The organism is Pontibacter chitinilyticus (genome assembly GCF_039748935.1).
GTDB classification, from domain to species: Bacteria; Bacteroidota; Bacteroidia; order Cytophagales; family Hymenobacteraceae; genus Pontibacter; species Pontibacter chitinilyticus.
In genome coordinates, this window is record NZ_JBDIZJ010000008.1 from 162,791 (window position 1) to 179,871 (window position 17,081).

Consider the following 17,081-nt stretch of genomic DNA (forward strand, 5'->3'; position numbering starts at 1 on the left):
AAATTATTTGTCTTCTTTGGTGAGCACAGATACTTTTACGCTCATGCCTGGGCGCAATTCATCCATAATTTTGTTTGGCAATATTTTGATCTTTACCGGTACACGCTGCACCACTTTTACAAAGTTACCTGTCGCGTTGTCGGGCGGCAGCAGCGAAAATTTGGCACCTGTGGCCGGCGAAAAGTTATAGATTACACCATCTACTTCTACATCCGGAAAAGCATCTACTTCAATGTCCACATGCTGGCCTTCTCGTAAATTTTCAAGTTGCGTTTCTTTAAAGTTGGCGGTAATGTACAGGCTGCTGTCATTTACAATGGAGAACAGTTTCTGTCCGGGCTGTATCAGCTGGCCCACCTGTATATTCTTGTTAGATGCCATACCGCTCACCGGCGCTTCGATGGTAGTATAAGAGAGCTGTAGTTTTGCAAAGTCTACATTGGCCTGGCTTTGGTCCACGCCCGTGTTAGAAACAGCCAGCTGCGAGCGGGTTGTTGCAATCTGCTTCACGGCAGCATTGTAGTTGTCCTGGGCAGCCTGGTAAGCAGCCTGGGCAGCGTCGCGCTGGGCTTTTGCCTGCTCAAACTGCTGCTGCGTTACTGAGCCGTCTTTTACCAGGTTGGCATAGCGCTTATAGTCCTGCTCGGCCTGCCACAGCTTTACTTTAGCAGCCTCTGCATTAGCTTTAGCTGTAGAAGCATTAGCTTGTGTGGTGCTGATCTGCGACTGCGCTACATTTGTACCGGCAGTAGCACCCTGCTGGGCCGCCTGCGCCTGCTCTAATTTTATCTGGTAGTCACGCTGGTCCAGCTTTACCAGCACCTGGCCTTCTTTTACGTGCTCGTTTTCCTCAAACATGATGGAGTCCACATAGCCTCCCACACGCGCTACCACCGGGCTGATGTCTGCATCAATCTGCGCGTCGTCGGTATCTTCGTGCTTGCTGAAGTATAAGTACTCTTTTATACCAAAGATAGCCCCAACAATAAGCAATAGGCCCAGAATGATAGGAATGATTTTCTTAGACTTTTTCTTTTCGGTTTCCATTATGCGTTAATACTATTTGTGTGTTATTGTTCCTGTTGATTTTAATAAAGTATAATAAGCCACGCCCGCATCGGCTTTGGCCAGTTCCAGGTTTATCTGTGCCTGAAACAGCTGCGTTTGCGCATCAATCAGGTCGATGGCAGAGGCTATGGAATTCTGGTACTGCGACTCTACCATGCGCTCGTTTTCCTGGGCCTGCTCAATAGCAACCTGCAGGATCTGTACCTTATTCAGTGCCCGCTGGTAGTTCTGGTAGCTTTGGTTTACCTGCGTGCGCACCAGGTCGCGGGTAGCATTGTGGCTGATCTCCGCTTCTACTTTCTGCGCTTTAGCTTCTGCTACCTTGTTTTTATTCAGCCATAGCTGGTCAAAGTTCCAGGCAACGGTTGCACCTGCCGAAACCGGTGCCAGGTAGCTGTTAACCGGCGGCACAAAGGCGCCGCTCGGGTTAATGTAATAGGCGCTGAGGCTCGCTAAAATGGAAGGCAACTGCTCCGCTTTAATGGATTTGATCTGATTCTCGGCTACTTTGGTTTGCAGGCCCAGCGCTTTGATCTCCTGGCGGTTTACCAAAGCCGTATCCACATAGGCGGCGAGGGTGGTGGCCAGTTGACTGGGCGATTGGATCTCATCCACTGTCAGGTCAGTTTCTACCGGCAGTCCCAGCATAATGTCCAGGTTATACACCACCACTTTGCGGTTTGTCTCCAGATCAACGCCCGATAACTCTACGTTGCTGCGCTGCAGCTGAAAGCGGAGCACATCGTTACGGGTGCCCAGGCCCTGGTCAAAAAAGCGCTGTGACTGCTTGATCTGACGGTCTACAGCCTGCAGGTTCTGCTGCACTACTTTCTGGCTCTGCTGCAGCTTATACAGGTTAAAATAAGCATTGGTGATATCATACACCAGTTCCTCCCTGTTCTCCTCAGCATTCAGCCGTGCGATCTGCGTCAGCAGTTCGGTCGACTCGGTTGCATACTTCAGTCGGTTACCGCCAAATATTACCTCCTGCAAGGAGAACGTGCCTAAAAAAGCATTCGCCCGCTTCGGCAGATACATTGGCTCTCCTTTTTCAGAAAGTTGAAAGGTAGAAGTGGGTATTTCGGCGTGGTTATATGTATAGCTCACACTGCCGGTGGGCAAGGCATTGTCCTTAGTCTGGTTAAACCTGGCAATCGCCTCATCAATTTTTGCCTGGGAAAGCTTGAGCGTGTTGCTGCTCTGCACCCCCAGTTCTATGGCTTCCTGCAGGCTAAGCTTTCTTGCGTCCTGCGCCGACACCACTCCTGAAAAAAGCAGCAGCAACGCCAGGAGCCCATACTTGTGCATGCCAGTGTGCACCTGCTTTGCTATAAAGCGGGTAAAAGAATGATTACTTCTGTAAATCATGATTTAACAAATATGCTTGTAGATAATCGTATAAAAATTTCTTAATGCGTGGCCTTGCTTCATTTTCCATCACGTTGCTGTCCTGGAGGTCTGCATGAAGTACTCTGGCAGAAACCTGGCTAGAATTTACGATATAGTAGATCGTGCCTAGTATACTGATAGCGGTCATCTCCACATCCACTTTCCGGAAGGTGCCATCCTCCACACCTTCTTTCATGATGTTGATGATGGTTTGTACATTTGCAAATACACTATCCGCCAGAATACTGCTCATCTCAGAGCGTTGGTTCAGGGAAATCTCGCGGTGAATGATGCGGTGAAAGCAGTTGTTGTTGCTTACCCTGTTCAGATAAATTTCCAATGCTTTGATTAACTTATCCCAAGACGACGAACCGGTTTCCTTTACCTCCTCCAGTTTCATGCGCATGCCGGAAATTCTGCGTTGCAGCACGGCTTCCATCAACCCGTCTTTAGAGCCAAAGTAATAGTTGATCATGGCCATGTTAACGCCAGCTTCGCTGGCAAGTAAACGGGTAGAGGCTCCTTCATACCCGAGTTTGGCAAACACTTTTTCTGCCGTATCCAGTATATGTTCTTTTTTATCTTCTTTACTCATCTCCGTATTTAACCTAAGCGGCTGCAAAATTAATCAATCGTTTGATTAATCAAACATCTATCTTAAATAAATGTTCCAACACGATAGTTGTAAATAGCAAAATTTCATTTAAATCGGAATACATCACTTTTCTGCCAGCATTTTGCGAGAATAATAGTATAGCTTACCCCACAGCGGCGGCAGAAGTTGAGTATAGCAGGCCACATAATGGTGAGATTCCTGAATTAGTAAGGGGAAACGGCGGACACAGCGAATACAACGTGGCACTGATAACTCGGTCGCTCTACTTTGCGTTCTTTAAAAGCATACCTTTGCGACAAATGTCAGGAATGACGCATTTTTAACCGCGCCGGCAAAGGCGCAAAACAACTTGTTCATGAAACCAGAGAACCAGAAAGACAAAATCAGCTACATTATTGGCCGCGATATGGCTGCTAACTTACAGAAACAAGGCATTGAGATTGAAGCAGAACCTTTTATGGAAGGTCTGAAAGAAGTGCTGGCAGGCAAACCGTCTTCGCTGTCGCAGGCAGAAGTACAGCAGGCCATGATGGCGCTGCAGCAGGAAATGGGGCAGAAGCAAAGCGGCAAAAGTGCTGAAAACAAGCAGGCTGGCGAGTCTTTTCTGGCAGCAAATAAAAGCAAAGAAGGCGTAAAAACACTTCCAAGCGGCCTGCAATACCAGGTGCTGCAAGAAGGAAACGGCAAATCTCCGTCTAGCTCAGACAGCGTTACAACACATTACCGCGGCACACTGATCGATGGAACCGTATTTGATTCCAGCTATGAGCGCGGCGAACCGGCTACATTCCCTGTAAACGGCGTTATTGCTGGCTGGACGGAAGCTTTGCAACTGATGAAAGAAGGGGCTAAGTGGCGCCTGTTTATCCCTTCGGAGCTTGCCTATGGCACTCAGGGTGCAGGCGATGCCATTGAGCCGAATGCTACTCTAATTTTTGATGTGGAGCTGATTTCTGTCAACAAATAGGCATTACACCAGTGCATACTAAAAAGGGGAAGCAGTTTATGCTTCCCCTTTTTAGTATGCAGGAGACCTTCTAATCAGCAGGCCTCCTGCCCTATTGCAGTCATATTTTGTAGCCAGCGCCGTGCCTCTTCCTGGTATAGAAAATGATTCATGATCAGGAAGTTATCACCGTGCATCAGCTCATCTCCGTTCAGCTCGTTTACCAGGCTGTGGTAAGAATAAACTGGCAGGATAATGGCGACAAACACTGTTTGCTGTATCAACTGCAATGCCTGCGGGTAAACATGAGTAAACACCCATCGCTGATCTTCACGTTTAATCAGTTCGCGGTTATGAAGGTCCAGCAGCCACTTCGTTGGTTTATATTGCCTGACCAGATCTATGATCTTTTTATAGCCATTCCGTACCTCTGCCGACGTAACTTGCCCTTCCCACAGCACCTGTAGCACCCGTTCTTCTTCCTGGTAATTGATGCTCAACTTATTGTTTGCTGCAGGCCCGATTTCTACCGCTTGTACTTTATCTCCGAAATACTGAATAGAGTTTTCTTCCATTGTGTCGCACTTTAATTACCTAACTCTATTTTTTGTTTATTCTGCTTGCAGCTGATTCCCAGACTAAACTATTTTAACAAATTTTACCGGTTTAATCTTCTTAAGCAAGCTTTAGCAAATATAATTTACAATTTAATCTGGAATTACTCTTATAAATACTCCTTTAACGGAAGAATAGCCCTAATAAGTTTTACCAGAACCGGATTACAGGTGTTTGCAGAGAATTGTAGAACAAATCAATGCCTGGCGCCGTTCTAATTTCATATTTAAGCTTACACAAAAAAGAAAACTTGTATGGCAAACAACCCCAACGAAGGCAGGCAGTTCCTCGACAGTGTTCATCAGTTTTTTGACCACGCCGCCAGTTTTTCCCGCTTAGATGCTGGTATTCTGGCGCAAATTAAAGCTTGCAATAGTGTGTACAAGGTGTCGTTTCCCGTGGAAATTGATGGTAAGGTAGAAGTAGTAGAAGGCATACGGGTGCAACACAGTCATCATAAACTTCCCTCGAAAGGCGGTATCCGCTACAGCATGCAGGTAGATGAAGACGAAGTTAAAGCATTGGCCACGCTCATGACCTTTAAGTGCGCGGTAGTGGATGTGCCTTTTGGCGGGGCTAAGGGCGGTGTAAAGATCAACCCCCGTACTACCTCGGTTAAAACGCTGGAAAAAATCACCCGCCGTTATGCCGCTGAGCTCATCCGCAAGAATCTCATTGGTCCAGGTATTGATGTACCAGCTCCTGATTATGGCACAGGCAGCCGCGAAATGGCGTGGATAGCAGATACCTACCAAGCGTTGAACTATGGCGAAACTAATGCCTTGGGCTGCGTGACGGGCAAACCAATTGGCCAGGGCGGCATACGGGGCCGGGCAGAAGCTACGGGCCTGGGGATCTATTATGGCATCCGGGAGGCACTCGATGATACGGAATTACTGGAGGGCAAAGGCATGGACGGCCGCACCCTGCAAGGCAAGCGGATTATTGTGCAGGGCTTGGGCAACGTGGGGTATCATGCGGCATACTTCTGCCAGCAGGACGGCGCCCTGATTGTGGGGATTGCCGAGCGTGAAGGAGGCATTTACAATGAAAACGGTATTGACGTGCAGGAAGCTTTCAAGCACCGTAGTGAGAATGGCTCCATCCTTAACTTCCCTAACGCAAAGAACTTCGAAAACTCCATGGAGTTGCTGGAAGTAGATTGTGATATCTTGATTCCTGCAGCCCTGGAAAACCAGATCACAGACAGCAACGCCGACCGCATCAAAGCTAAAATAATAGCAGAAGGTGCCAATGGTCCTGTTACCAGAAGTGCAGAGCAGGTGTTACTGAACAAAGGCATTATTATCATACCCGATCTATACCTGAATGCCGGGGGTGTAACGGTTTCTTATTTTGAGTGGCTAAAAAACCTTTCGCATGTGCGTTTCGGACGTATGGGCAAGCGCGCAGAAGAAGCACACTTCCGCCGCCTAGTAGATGCGATCGAATCGACTTCAGGTAAAAGAATGTCAGCGCAGGAGTACAAGTTCCTGACGCAAGGCTCAGATGAGGTGGACTTGGTACGCTCCGGTTTAGAGGATACCATGATAAATGCTTACCACGAGATACGCGATGTAATGATAGAAAAGAAAATTCCGGATCTGCGAACAGCCGCTTTCCTGGCAGCTATCGAAAAGATAGGAGTAAGCTACGAAGCCTTAGGTATTTTCCCTTGAGGCAGCGCTGTTTTAAGACAACATACCGTAAAAAAGCAAAAGAAGGTCAGAGTGCAGCAGGAAGTAACGCTGTATCCTGACCTTTTTTAATGCTCATCAGCCAATGGATCGCTTCGTCTACGGCAGTAAAATAAGTAAAGTGGGTGAAGGCATAAAGTTCCGCAGGTGCAGAAGCCTGGTAGTTGGTTACAATGGCTTTAAAGTGTTCTTCAGAAAATACCACAGCTACATAGAAATCACTCTGAAGCAAGTTATGCACCATCGGATAATATTCTAAATTAAGCCATACTTCCTGCTCCCGGTCAAGTGCCCCAATGTTACTTAAATCAGTGCAATAAAGCCGAAGCCCTGCATTTACAGTTAGCAGGTCCAGTATGTGCAGGTAAGCTTCCATTAGAACAGGTGTCTCCGGCTTTACTAACCATTTGATTAACAGACAATCTATATCACTATAATATACTAACCGAACAAACGTGGTTTCTACCACCACCATAACAAAGAAGGTAAAATTATTTACTAATTCCCCGAAATATAAACAGCCTTTACATAAGAACCAAATTGTTTATGTTATACAACAGCGCTATTTATATACTTGGCTTTATTATAATTAAAGGCCTGAACATATCTGTTCTCAAGCTTAAACAGTGCAATTCTCTTAATATAGTATAAATATCATATTTAAACAGGGTTATCGCTTCCCAACATCTAAATAACCTGCAAAAAGATAAAAGGCGACAGCGCAGCTGTATTAGTTATTGTTTAAACTAGCTCTTGTAAATATCCTCACAGTTGAATTACAGGCTACCATTACGATCCAAGTATAGAGTATAACATGCAGTGTAGCCAGCTATTTGGGCTTGCACTAAAACGGTATACTTAGGAGGTAGTGTAACGTTAATTGCTCCGGTTAAGCATGAGTAGCTTATGGAACAAACTGATGCTTTCTGATTAAGGTTTGGGGTTGTTCAGAAGCTGCTTATCGTTCCGCAACGATAACGCAGCATGCTATTATAAAAAACGGTGAGACAATGTGAAGCTTTCGCCACCATCGCCTCACCGTTTAGAGGTTGTTTATACTTGAGGTTTAGCTGTTAGAAACCGCCAGCCATTTATTATAGATCTTCTTCTGCAACTCGCTTGGGTTTGCTATTTGCTCAAAATGGTAGCGGATAGTTTCGTCTTTCAGGAGCGGAATCTGCAAAGTCATCATTTTATTGTCGCGAGCAACCAGAACAGAAAGCGTGTCGCCTATCTTGTGCTCGCTCAAAATGCGGGTAAGATCATTATTGTCCACCCGGTACCCGTCAACAGCTACGATCTCATCGTTCACATTCAATCCACCCTCCCAGGCGCTGCTACCGCGGTTTACAAGGCGCACCAGCAGCCTTCCATCAGCAAATGCTGTTGCCGCTCCCCAACCAGGAACTTGCTGGTTCTCATTTTCATTTACCAGTCGTAAACCTGCAGTTTCAAAGTATGCGTTGTAATCGGGTGTATCGGTGCCGTCTACATAATCACGGAAAAAGGCATCCATCGAATGTCCGGTGATCTTTTCTGCGGCCTCCTTGAATTCAGCCTGCGTAAATCCGCGTTTCTGTTGCTTGTAGTAGCGGTTATACATATAGCGCATCAGGTCATCCAGCGACTTCTCCCCTTTAGTGCTTTTCAGTATTTCCATGTTCAGCAACACGCCCAACACATCGCCTTTGCTGTAGTATGAAATTTCGGCGTTGTTAGAGTTCTCTGTGTGGCGATAGTATTTGATCCAGGCATCATAGCTGGACTCTGACGCACTTTGCACTTTGTTGCCGGGCGTATTCTCCACACCGCTTATACCAGAGGCCACTCGCTCCAGGTAGTTCTGCGGCGTGATGTAGCCTGCCCGGCGCAGAATCATATTGGAATAGTAACTGGTAATGCCTTCAGACACCCACAGCAGGTCCGTATAGTTTTCCTGGTTATAGTTGAACGGCCCCAGCGGCAAAGGGCGCAGGCGCTTCACATTCCATAGGTGGAAATACTCGTGGGCTACCAGGCCAAGGAAACTATGATAGCCAGCTTCGGTGCCATAGATCCAGCGGGAGGTTTCCAGGGTAGTAGAGTTGAGGTGCTCCAGGCCACCGCCGCCGCGCGTAAGGTTATGCACGATAAAGACGTAACGATCCAAAGGCAACTCTCCTATTACTTTGCCAGCTTCTTCGGTTACCTTCTGCATGTCGGCCATCAAGCGTTCCGGGTTGTAGTTGCCTTCGCCATACATGGCTACCTCATGTTTTATCCCGTTGGTAGTAAAGGTATAAACAGGATGATTTCCGATTTCGAGTGGAGAGTCCGCCAGAATATCATAGTTGGGGAAGGTAAACGTAAACTGCCCGGTGCTTTTAAGGCCTGTCGTTACTTTATCCCAGCCCTTGTAAGGCTTCACTACTAACGTACCGGCCTGCTGCTCATACCCTTCAGGGTACATAAATATACTGGTGCCGTTTACATAGCCATGCGAGGCATCCAGGAAGCTGGTACGCACGGACACTTCAAATGCGTATACATCATAAGCTACATGTACTGTGCTGGCTTTGTTGCTGTATACGCGCCAGGTGTTCTTGTCAATCTTTTCAGAACGGAGATTTTTGTTTGACCCGTCGGTTGCCTTAAAGCTCTCTACGTTTTTGGCAAATTCGCGCACCAGGTATGAGCCCGGCGCCCACACCGGCATCGTAAAATCCACATACTTTTTGCTGGCGCCCGTCAGGTCTGCCTCTACCTTAAAATAATGCGTGTAAGGCTCCGGCATTGATAAAGTATAGCGCAGTTCTGCGGCGAAAGCAGCAGTAGTATGACCAATACACAGAAAAAGCAGGAATAAGAGGGATAATTTAAATCTCTTTTGTTGAAACATGTTGTTGTGAAGGATTTTGTTAAACCAAACGCATTTTACGACAAATAGCGTGTTTTTCAAAATCACTTCCCTCTTGTAGCAGGTGCTGCTACAGGAACAAACGCATCAGTAGGTAAATCAGGAAGCCCGCAGGTGGTGCGTGTCCAGCCACGCTGCAGCTTCAGCGGGATCATAAAAGTTGCGCAGTATCACAAAAGAATTCATGCTGGTAAGCCCATTTTGACCCGTCTCCTCCAGCAACCGCTCATAACAGGGCTGCGACAGCAGCATGGCCATGTAATTGCCTGTGCCCAGTTGCATCATTATTTCCGGGAAAAGCTGTGCATATACCCACGTCTCGTCGGCTTCGCTCAACTCGCCTATAGCCCTTAGGTCCAGCAGCCAGTGCTTTACCTGGTACTTTCTGGCAAATGCCAGCGCTTCCAGTAAAGAATTCCGGAAGTCATCAGATTGGAAACTATGCCCACACGCAACACACAATCGCACCTGTACCGGATCAAAGATCACCTCCAAGGTACTGTTCTTACACAATATCATCCTCACATCCTATAAATAGATTCGGAAACTAAAATACAACTTTTTATGAGCTCAATTAAATCCATCACTAAAAATGTTTCAGTATTTTTTTATTTTAAGTTAACAGATAAAATCGCCAGGTAAGTACCACTTTTCTCACTGTAAACTTTTCCTGAACGACAGGTGTTTTATGGAATTAGATTGCCTTGCCAGTTGTTTTCGGGTCCAATATTGAGGACCGTAAGAAGAAGTGATTCTAAAAACTGGCATGGTAATATCAGTGTAAACCCAAACAGCTACCTGAAACTATGAGAAAACTGATCTTTCTGTTCCTGTCGCCTTTTCTGCTGCTGGCCAAGCCACTTTTTGTTCATTCCGGTACTGAGCATGTAACTGCAACAACTGCTATTATACCTCAGCCGGCTACAACAAAACAGGTGCGGGTAAGTGATAATCAGGAAAAAGCAGAGGAGTTAGTCCACTATGCGCTTCGGTTGCAAGGCAGCCCTTATGTTTATGCTGGCATTACCCCCGAAGGCTTTGATTGCTCTGGTTTTGTAACGCATGTATTCGGCCACTTTGGGGTTCAGGTTCCGCATTCTTCGGCTATGCAGGCAGAAGTTGGTGAGCAGGTAAAGCGCCAGCAAGCCAGGGCTGGTGACCTGGTGATCTTTACAGGCACCAACCCGGCCGTGCGTGAGCCCGGACATGTAGGCATCGTTATCTCAGAGCCAGGCGACACGATCACCTTTGTGCATGCCTCTTCTAACGGCGGCGTAAAAGTAAGTCAGGTTGAAGGTTCCCGCTATAATCTGCGCTTTCTGGAGCTTCGCCGGGTGCTATAATAGCACAAGGACAAGCTTTTCATAACCAAAGTCACTTTTTTCGTAAGTAAGACCATAGAGACAGGCTATTGTAGCCTGTCCGGAAACAAACTGTTAGCACTATGGTACATCCTTACTTGATCAATACCCTCAATGGCCTTGTTCTGATGCTGCTGGGGCTGGGCTATTACTTCGCACCGCCAAGCCAGGATATCACAACATTAATTATTCCGGCTTTCGGGCTGTTGCTGCTGGCCTGCACGCACCACCTGCGGCGGCACAATCGCTTTGTATTCCACACGGTCACTTCGCTTACGCTGCTGGCAGCCATCCTGCTGATTATACAACTTCGGATTGGCGCTGCCGGTTGGAGTATGAAAGATTACTTGTTGCTGCTAATGAGTATAAGCTGTTTTATTGCCAGTGCTTTTTATGTCGGCACCTTCGTGCAGGAGCGGCGGCGGGGAGGAAGAGTGTATAAAGACGATCTGTAAGGACAAAAATAAGCGCCAGATGTACCCGTCAAGTTACATCTGGCGCTTAAGAATCCTTCTTCATCTTAACAAGCGGCACGCTGTTTTGCAGCGATACCATCTTAAAGACCAAAGGCAAATTACTGCGTAAGCAGTAAGGACTGCTTACTAAGCCAGTTCACTGTTTAGGTGAACAACATTACCTGGGCTTACTAAGACGTCTGATGGATTAGACATAGCACCTCCTTTCTCTTTAGTCCGACATAGACTCTGACCACTGAAATCAGCTGACAAAATCAGAGCTGTAGCACTCGCTACTGTATTCTAAAGGTAAAAGAACGTTGAAAAGTTCACAAGGTTTAGCACATAATTTTTATACTTTTTTTCGACTTTTCTGATAATAATATTTCCCAAAATAGTGCTGCGTAAAGGCCACACAGCTAATTATCTACAAATCAGCAGCATAACATTTATACTTATTTTAATATTACTCTCCTGCCTGTTTTATGGCCTTGTATTTGCCATAGAATAGCTAAAAACTTAAATTAATTTTTCGGCTACAGGGCTGTTAAAGTAACAGAACTATTTTTTTAGTATATTTCGTCATCTAACTAACTGCAATTTTGTATGAAAAAACCTCTGCTCTTCTTTGTCGCACTTATGCTCTTTTCTACCTTGGCTTGGGCCCAAAAGCTTTCTCCCCTTGGCACCTGGACAAATGAAGATGGCAAGGCCCGGTTCGAGATCTTTCAATGTGGCGATAAACTCTGTGGTAAGATCGTGTCGCTGAAGGAGCCGCTCCGGAACGGCAAACCCAAACTGGATGATAATAATCCTAATAGTAAGCTGCGCAGTCGTCCGCTACAGGGCCTGGAATTTATGAAGGGCTTCGAATTTGTTGGAAATAATAAGTGGGACAACGGCACCATTTATGATCCGGAGAGCGGCAAGACCTACTCCTGTTATATGAAAATGACAGGCAAGAATAAAATGGAAGTAAAAGGCTATATTGGTATTTCGCTAATCGGCAGGTCGCAGGACTGGACCCGGGTAGAATAAAAGTCAGCAAGTATAAACAACAAAGGGTAGCATGAAACGCTACCCTTTGTTGTTTTCAACCCTTTACCCTCTTTCTAACTCCATTCTGAAAAAAAGGTTTAGTGCGTAGAAAAATTTATATGCTCCTTTTTTAGATAACCTGTAGTATCTTATAGGACTTGTCCCGAAAAGTAAAAGTCTCGCCCGTCGTTTTGCCGGACATTGCCTTAAACAGAGGCGACATACCAGAGATGGCATAGTAGGTTTCGCCTTCGATGGTAATAGCTCCCAGACTTACGCCTATAAAGTAGTTCTGGAGTTCGGTATGCACTACTGCTCCCAGCGACACATCATGGTTGGCTTTGGTGGCATTAATCCGCCTCAATATGCCCATCGTGCTGATCAGCTCATCTAATTGGCGGGCATACATATCGCGCTGGATCTGACAAGCCTCCCGAAACGATTCAAATTTATCTTCCATGGCTCCCTGGTGCTCATTGGCACTCTCCTGGGCCAGGTCCATGGCATTTTTTGCGGCTGTTATCTGCACATTTAATACTTTTGTACTTTCCTGCAGCAGCCGCCGCTTCATTTCAAGTTCTTCTGTTATAGTGTCCATAGCGTTTATAAATATGTAAGCCAAACCAGGTAGCTGTTCTCACGTACCGGATAGCGGCATTTTAACTCAACAATGACATGAAAATTGTGTATCGGGTAATTACGGTAAGTGAAAAATTTGCCGGAGCACCTCTAAAACTATTTAAAGCCGAACATGTTTTAGAGGTAAATAACTAAATGCCGTTTAACGAATTTTTAAAGCGATTGTTGGGGTGGGAGCCGAATCTTCCGACATGCAGGAAACTGACCCGTTCTGCATCCTATCAGGCTGCCTACCAGAAGTGGTTGGAGAGTCAGTCCTATCTCCCCTGGACAACCGCTTTTCATAAAGCTTACCACTACCAGAAGGCGAACCTGACCAGCCACCTGCGGGTGCAGCTGATTACCGGAGACAACCGGCAGGGCGCAGTTTTCTTCTATGATCCGGCTATAAGTCCGGAAGCTTTTTCCTTTCTGTTTGATTATCTGAAAGACCGTGTACTGGAGCAGAATTACATCCTCCATAACATGGACCAGCACGATGTACGGCACGAGCGCTACACAAAACAAACGGAAAAGTATTTCCTGCTGCCCCCTGCCTCGGATGTGCCGGGTTCAGACCTGTGCAACCAGTTGTACGGCAACATCACGCTGGATTATACCCGGGTAAACCGACACCCAGGTTATATACGGCTGCTAACAAACGCCTATGCTGATCCATACTTCTCAACCCCGCTCCTTTTTACGGATCTCCTGGATAAGATCCTGCTGCCTGACGGCCAACCCCGCATCTAAATAGCTGTCTGCCTTGGATAGCAGAATTTAAAGCAGATACGTAAATAGAAGCTACAGGCGGTAGTCATTCTATTTTTTCCCTATATTTATATACTTTTTAGTTGATCGTTCATCCTTTGTGCCGTGCATATGCCAAAACGTGTACTCTCACTTATACTTTGCTGTTTTCTGTTATCCTTTAAAGCATGGGCCACCCACATTGTTGGGGGTGAGTTTGAACTGCTTTACCTGCAGGAAAGCAGCTACAGGCTTACCCTTAACCTCTATTTCGACGATGTAAATGGCAGTCCGGCGGCATTAGACCAGTACATTACGGCTAATATTTTTGAGAAGTCAACAAACAAGCTGATGCAAAGTAAAACGATTCCGCTTCGCTCCCAGTCGTTTGTGCCTTATACTAATATCGATTGTACGGTGGGCAGCCTGCGCACCCGCAAGCTGATCTATGATGCAGAGATCGCGCTTCCGGCAAGCCTGTACAAAGACCCTAGCGGCTATTATGTAACCTGGGAACGCTGCTGCCGCAACCGCACCATCAGCAACATTCAAATGCCAGAGGGGGCTGCCCAGACCTTTTATATGGAGTTTCCGGCCGTGGTACGCAACGGAGAGCCTTTTATTGATTCCTCTCCCAAGCTGTTTCCGCCGCTCAGCGATTATGCCTGCGTAAACGAGTTCTTCTATTTCGATTTTAACGGTACCGACCCCGATGGCGACTCCCTGGTGTATGACATGGTGACTCCCCTGAATGGCTTTACCTCCGACGTCAACCCGAATGCACCTTCGCAGGGCTACTATAATCCCTTACCAGCCCCATACCCGGAAATTAAGTGGCTGCCGGGCTATAGCAAAGAAACACAGGTACTGGGCAACCCATCTATGCGCATTGATGCCCAAACAGGGCAGCTGACGATGCGGCCGCAAAGCAAAGGCCTTTATGTGTTCGGTATTCGCTGTCAGGAGTTCCGGAATGGCGTAAAGATCGGAGAAGTACGGCGCGACTTCCAGGTGCTGGTGCTGGACTGTGCCGTGAACCAAACGCCTCAGGTTGTTGCACGGGAGCAGGGGCATAAAGACTTGTACCAGGCCAACCAGGTGCTTCACATCGGCCCTACTGATAAACGCTGCATCGACGTGCTCTTTACCGATCCCGACCAGCGCGAGTTTGTTCAGTTGCGGGCGCGTCCTGTCAACTTTTCAAGCCAGGAGTATACGTTTAACGGGAAGACCAGCGGCATGATCAACCTGGATGGCACCACCAACGACACCCTGCAGGCCACGCTTTGCTTTGATGATTGCTTTAACACGGAAGGCAAGGTATACAAGATGGACCTGATCGTTCAGGACGACGGCTGCAGCTTGCCCCGGCAGGATACCGTGCACCTTAGCTTTGTTATAGACCCACTGCCTGATACACCACCTGCTCTGGCGCTATCTACTCCTTCGCGCATTTTTGAGGTACACCAGGGCGACGTGCTCAACTTTGATGTGATTGGTACTGATACCGATGGACAGGACGTTACACTTAGCGCAAAAGGGCTTAATTTCGATTTAAGTTCTCAGAACATCAACTTTGAAGATCAGACTAAACCGGCTAAAGTGGTTTCTCCCTTTGATTGGCAGATAGACTGCAGCACTTTAAAGCAAGAAAGCTACCAGGTGGAGTTCACGGCCAGTTCTGAAGTATGCGGCAAAATTATCGAGCAGAAAGAGGTGGTAGAAGTGCGGCCCATCTATACGAACCATGTGCCCGCCATTAGCACCGACCAGCAGGTGTTGGTTGTAAACCTGGAGCCGGGCCAGCTCTACAATGCTAAAATTTTCGGCAAGGATGTTGACCTGGATGCTTTGGCACTCGCTGCAGCAGGCAACGGCTTCAACATGGCCGACTATGGCATGACCTTTACCAGCACAGGCGGCAATGGCAACGCAGAAGGACTCTTCAGTTGGGTGGCCACCTGCAATGCTGCTTCCTCCAATGTGCTCCGGGTTACCTTCCAGCTAAAAGAAGAAGCCTGTGTGCCCTCACCGGATCAGCAACTGGTACTCGAATTCCATGTAAATGCACCAAATGACCCGCCCGTTATCTCAACAGATAAACAAGTGCTCACCTTCGATCTGAAACTGGGGGAAGCGTTCGAGGCCAAGCTATTCGGCGACGACATTAACCTGGACCCGCTGCTGCTGAGCGCTGCTGGCGAGGGTTTTAACATGGCCGATTATGGTATGAGTTTCAACGGCACGAACGGGAAAGGGAAGGCGAACGGCACCTTTAACTGGGTGGCCAACTGCCAAGCAGCGGCAAAGGGCACACTGCGTGTAAACTTCACGCTGCAGGAGGATGCCTGCAGCCCTTATCCGGAAGAGAAACTAGTGATGGAGTTTCGGGTGCAAGTGCCCAAAGTACAGGATTTTATTCCGCCGAACATCTTTACGCCCAACGGAGACGGAAAAAACGATTACTTTGAGATTCCGGGTTTACCCGGTGAGTTCTGCTCAGCTGTATTTTCCGGTATTATTATTTACAACCGCTGGGGCAAGGAAGTATTCCGCAGTAGCAACAGCAACTTTAAGTGGGATGGAAAAGACGTAAGTGATGGCGTATACTTCTACATGATCGACTATCGTACCAGCAAATTTAAAGGCAGTGTTACGTTGGTACGCTAATAGTTAAAGAGGCACTCCTCCTAAAGGCAAAAATCCCGAACGAGCTTCGGGATTTTTTGTATGTACCATATACAATGTACATGGTTGCCCCTGATACTTTCCACAATCAAGAACAGGTGATAATTGTATATATGATCCGTTGTAGTATAACTCAATTCTTGTAACAAGCTGCCAGTTTAATAGCTAACAGGTGCTTTTAAGTTAAGTTGTTAACTGCGCTATAATGGCCGTATGTTTTCCTGAGTACAGGGACCGCAAAAGTTAAGGCTACAGAGTTGTTAGGCCATAAAGAGGAACACGAGGTATAAGCCTAGCCACAGGAAGTCGAGGAAGTGCCAGTAGCCGCACAACATGTTAAGCTGCAGGTGGCGATAGGGGTCCCGGATAAAGATCAGGCTTCGTACGCCGTCAGAAGCCACATGCACAGTTTTAAAGAAGAGGAACGACAGGAAAATAATGCCGCCCAGCAGGTGCAGCACATGCAAAGCAGAGATCAGGTAGAGGTATGTTCCGGAAGCTTTGCCGGTAAAGTATACGCCGGCGCGTGTCATCTCATTCCAGCCGATTAGTTGTGCACCGACAAACAACGCGCCCAGCCCTAGCGTCAGGCCCAGGTAGCGGCCCATCTTCTTCAGCTTATCTCTTTTGTAAAGGCGCGGCACTTGGTTAATGGTATAGCTGCTAAAGAGCAACAGAATGGTGCTTACACTAAAAAACTTCGGCAACATGAAGTTTTTTACCTGAAAACCGCCTGTGCGGGCAAAGGCCACCACAAGTATAAAAAACAAAATACCAATGCCAATCATACTTAGGTAAAGCAGCATTCGGATAGGGTGCATCTTCTCTATCTTACCGAACGCAGAAAGCTGCCTCGCATCAACTTTATTCTTCTTATCTGGATCCATCCCTAAAGTAATTGAAAAACGCCTAGCACGAGAAATTGCCGTATACCGCTAAGTAGT

16 protein-coding genes are annotated in these 17,081 nt (G+C 47.0%); 7 read left to right on the forward strand and 9 right to left on the reverse strand.

Annotated features, from left to right (window positions below; translation table 11 throughout):
- Positions 1–3: 3 nt before the first annotated feature.
- The 3 genes from ABDW72_RS13535 to ABDW72_RS13545 are packed head-to-tail and all read right to left on the reverse strand — an operon-like array spanning position 4 to position 3,052.
- The gene (locus ABDW72_RS13535; RefSeq protein ID WP_347159108.1) at positions 4–1,047 is read right to left on the reverse strand and encodes an HlyD family secretion protein; all 1,044 of its coding nucleotides are present in this window, start codon (positions 1,045–1,047) and stop codon (positions 4–6) included.
- A gap of 12 nt (positions 1,048–1,059) precedes the next feature.
- On the reverse strand, positions 1,060–2,436 hold the full coding sequence (locus ABDW72_RS13540) for a TolC family protein (protein ID WP_347159109.1): 1,377 nt from the start codon (positions 2,434–2,436) through the stop codon (positions 1,060–1,062).
- Positions 2,420–3,052 (reverse strand): TetR/AcrR family transcriptional regulator, encoded by a 633-nt coding sequence (locus ABDW72_RS13545; RefSeq protein WP_347159110.1) that lies wholly within the window; start codon positions 3,050–3,052, stop codon positions 2,420–2,422. Before ABDW72_RS13545 ends, ABDW72_RS13540 begins: the two co-directional genes overlap by 17 nt.
- Before the next feature lie 376 nt (positions 3,053–3,428).
- Between ABDW72_RS13545 and bamJ the strand changes: the two genes are divergently transcribed.
- Complete coding sequence (bamJ, locus tag ABDW72_RS13550; RefSeq protein ID WP_347159111.1) at positions 3,429–4,040, forward strand: BamJ family beta-barrel-assembly machinery protein; 612 nt, start codon at positions 3,429–3,431, stop codon at positions 4,038–4,040.
- A 74-nt stretch (positions 4,041–4,114) separates the two neighbouring features.
- Here the strand turns inward: bamJ and ABDW72_RS13555 are convergent, their stop codons facing one another.
- Positions 4,115–4,594, reverse strand: a complete 480-nt coding sequence (locus ABDW72_RS13555; protein WP_347159112.1) for a hypothetical protein — start codon at positions 4,592–4,594, stop codon at positions 4,115–4,117.
- Between the two features lie 294 nt (positions 4,595–4,888).
- Here ABDW72_RS13555 and ABDW72_RS13560 point away from each other — a divergent pair, with 294 nt between their 5' ends.
- A complete protein-coding gene (locus tag ABDW72_RS13560) occupies positions 4,889–6,313 on the forward strand; it encodes a Glu/Leu/Phe/Val family dehydrogenase (RefSeq protein WP_347159113.1) in 1,425 nt (474 codons plus the stop codon).
- Positions 6,314–6,359: 46 nt separating this feature from the next.
- Here the strand turns inward: ABDW72_RS13560 and ABDW72_RS13565 are convergent, their stop codons facing one another.
- The 3 genes from ABDW72_RS13565 to ABDW72_RS13575 form a co-directional block, all read right to left on the reverse strand.
- A complete protein-coding gene (locus ABDW72_RS13565; RefSeq protein ID WP_347159114.1) occupies positions 6,360–6,707 on the reverse strand; it encodes a hypothetical protein in 348 nt (115 codons plus the stop codon).
- A 690-nt stretch (positions 6,708–7,397) separates the two neighbouring features.
- A complete protein-coding gene (locus ABDW72_RS13570) occupies positions 7,398–9,209 on the reverse strand; it encodes a M61 family metallopeptidase (protein WP_347159115.1) in 1,812 nt (603 codons plus the stop codon).
- 117 nt (positions 9,210–9,326) lie between these two features.
- Positions 9,327–9,752 (reverse strand): hypothetical protein, encoded by a 426-nt coding sequence (locus ABDW72_RS13575; protein WP_430438155.1) that lies wholly within the window; start codon positions 9,750–9,752, stop codon positions 9,327–9,329.
- A gap of 281 nt (positions 9,753–10,033) precedes the next feature.
- Here ABDW72_RS13575 and ABDW72_RS13580 point away from each other — a divergent pair, with 281 nt between their 5' ends.
- From ABDW72_RS13580 to ABDW72_RS13590, 3 genes are all read left to right on the forward strand, one after another.
- Complete coding sequence (locus ABDW72_RS13580; protein ID WP_347159116.1) at positions 10,034–10,570, forward strand: C40 family peptidase; 537 nt, start codon at positions 10,034–10,036, stop codon at positions 10,568–10,570.
- Between the two features lie 101 nt (positions 10,571–10,671).
- Positions 10,672–11,043, forward strand: a complete 372-nt coding sequence (locus ABDW72_RS13585; RefSeq protein ID WP_347159117.1) for a hypothetical protein — start codon at positions 10,672–10,674, stop codon at positions 11,041–11,043.
- 606 nt (positions 11,044–11,649) lie between these two features.
- The gene (locus ABDW72_RS13590) at positions 11,650–12,081 is read left to right on the forward strand and encodes a DUF2147 domain-containing protein (RefSeq protein WP_347159118.1); all 432 of its coding nucleotides are present in this window, start codon (positions 11,650–11,652) and stop codon (positions 12,079–12,081) included.
- Between the two features lie 130 nt (positions 12,082–12,211).
- Here the strand turns inward: ABDW72_RS13590 and ABDW72_RS13595 are convergent, their stop codons facing one another.
- Entirely contained in the window at positions 12,212–12,679 is a 468-nt protein-coding gene (locus ABDW72_RS13595) for a hypothetical protein (RefSeq protein ID WP_347159119.1), read from the reverse strand.
- A gap of 176 nt (positions 12,680–12,855) precedes the next feature.
- Here ABDW72_RS13595 and ABDW72_RS13600 point away from each other — a divergent pair, with 176 nt between their 5' ends.
- Both ABDW72_RS13600 and ABDW72_RS13605 read left to right on the forward strand, forming a co-directional pair.
- Positions 12,856–13,452, forward strand: coding sequence for a hypothetical protein (locus ABDW72_RS13600; protein WP_347159120.1), 597 nt, complete (start codon positions 12,856–12,858; stop codon positions 13,450–13,452).
- Between the two features lie 129 nt (positions 13,453–13,581).
- Positions 13,582–16,119 carry a T9SS type B sorting domain-containing protein gene (locus ABDW72_RS13605; RefSeq protein ID WP_347159121.1) on the forward strand — a complete coding sequence of 846 codons (2,538 nt, stop codon included), beginning with the start codon at positions 13,582–13,584 and terminating at the stop codon, positions 16,117–16,119.
- A gap of 278 nt (positions 16,120–16,397) precedes the next feature.
- Here the strand turns inward: ABDW72_RS13605 and ABDW72_RS13610 are convergent, their stop codons facing one another.
- The gene (locus ABDW72_RS13610) at positions 16,398–17,024 is read right to left on the reverse strand and encodes a cytochrome c oxidase subunit 3 (RefSeq protein WP_347159122.1); all 627 of its coding nucleotides are present in this window, start codon (positions 17,022–17,024) and stop codon (positions 16,398–16,400) included.
- Positions 17,025–17,081: the final 57 nt, after the last annotated feature.